The 1,365-nt window shown below is 66.6% G+C and carries 1 protein-coding gene and 1 pseudogene; one reads left to right on the plus strand and one right to left on the minus strand.

Annotation, left to right across the window (positions count from 1 at the left end):
• Positions 1–120: pseudogene (locus MTQ10_RS30455) on the minus strand (IS5/IS1182 family transposase); the annotation flags it as partial.
• An 88-nt stretch (positions 121–208) separates the two neighbouring features.
• Here MTQ10_RS30455 and MTQ10_RS30460 point away from each other — a divergent pair.
• A protein-coding gene (locus MTQ10_RS30460) for an IS5 family transposase (protein WP_247473977.1) occupies positions 209–1,008 on the plus strand; the annotation gives its coding sequence in 2 pieces (ribosomal slippage) (positions 209–544 and positions 547–1,008; 798 coding nt in all).
• Positions 1,009–1,365 lie beyond the last annotated feature (357 nt).

The following is a 1,365-nucleotide window of genomic DNA, read 5'->3' on the forward strand; positions in this document are numbered from 1 at the left end:
GCGGTCACCGGCCCTCCGTTTGCCGCCGCCCTGCGGGCGTATGACCTCCGTCGGCGGCACCACCCGCCGAAACAGCGCCCACAACTCGTCCGGCACCAACCGCTCCACCAGATCCGTCATGCACGGCTCAACGAGCGATCACGCCATCAGAAACGACGTCTAAGAGGTCGTCTCATTTGGAATGCTGGGTAGTCTGCACCGTGTGGTGATGGTCGAGCGCATGGTGCCGGACGAGTTGTGGGAGTTGTTCCAGCGGGTGGTGCCGGAGGCGCCGTCGCGGCCGCAGGGTGGTGGTCGGCGTCGGCACGGCGACCGGGAGGTGCTGGCCGCGATCGTGTTCGTGGCCACGTCGGGTTGTACCTGGCAGCAGCTGCCTTCGGCGTCGTTCGGCCCGTCCGGGGCGACCGCCCACCGGCGGTTCTCGGAGTGGTCGAAGGCCCGGGTGTGGGCCAAGCTGCACCGCCTGGTCCTCGACGAACTCGGCTCCCGCGGTGAGCTGGACTGGTCGCGGTGCGCGATCGACTCGGTGAACATGCGGGCCCTGAAAAGGGGGACCTGACAGGTCCGAATCCTGTCGACCGGGGCAAGTACGGCTCGAAGATCCACCTGATCACCGAGCGGACCGGTCTGCCCCTGTCCGTCGGGATCTCGGGCGCCAACGTCCACGACAGCCAGGCCCTGATCCCCCTCGTGAAAGGCATACCGCCGATCCGGTCCCGCCGGGGTCCTCGTCGACGCAGGCCCGGCAAGCTCCATGCCGACAAGGGATACGACTACCGCCACCTGCGGCAATGGCTGTCACAGCGCGGCATCCGGCACCGCATCGCCCGCAAGGGCATCGAGGCCTCCCAGCGGCTCGGCCGGCACCGCTGGACCATCGAACGGACCATGTCCTGGCTCGCCGGCTGCCGCCGCCTCCACCGCCGCTACGAACGCAAGGCCGAACACTTCCTGGCCTTCACCAGCATCGCCTGCACCCTCATCTGCTACCGCAGACTCACCAAATGAGATGACTTGTTAGAGGGCTTCTCGAAACCGAGTGTGGAGCTGGGGGTTCCGTACGGGCGTGCTGTTCAGGTGATTGTGGCCGCGCGGGGGCATGAAGGCAGGGCCTCTCGGTAGCACAGAGGGTGTCTACGCCACTGCTCACCGGGAGGCCCTGTTGCCGCAGTTGTATCGGTCTGCTGCGAAAGAGTCCATTCCGGACACGCGGACGTGCGACTGCTTCGCCCACAAGTATGAGCTGCCCCGAGTTTCGTAGAGTCCGGTGATCTTGTTTCAGGCGGACTGCGGGGTGGCTTCCTGTTGTCGCCACCACTCGCGTTCGTACTCGGCGGGCGGTACGTAGTCGAGGGAGGAGTGGAG

Source organism: Streptomyces sp. XM83C (assembly GCF_023072675.1).
GTDB lineage: Bacteria > Actinomycetota > Actinomycetes > Streptomycetales > Streptomycetaceae > Streptomyces > Streptomyces thermocoprophilus.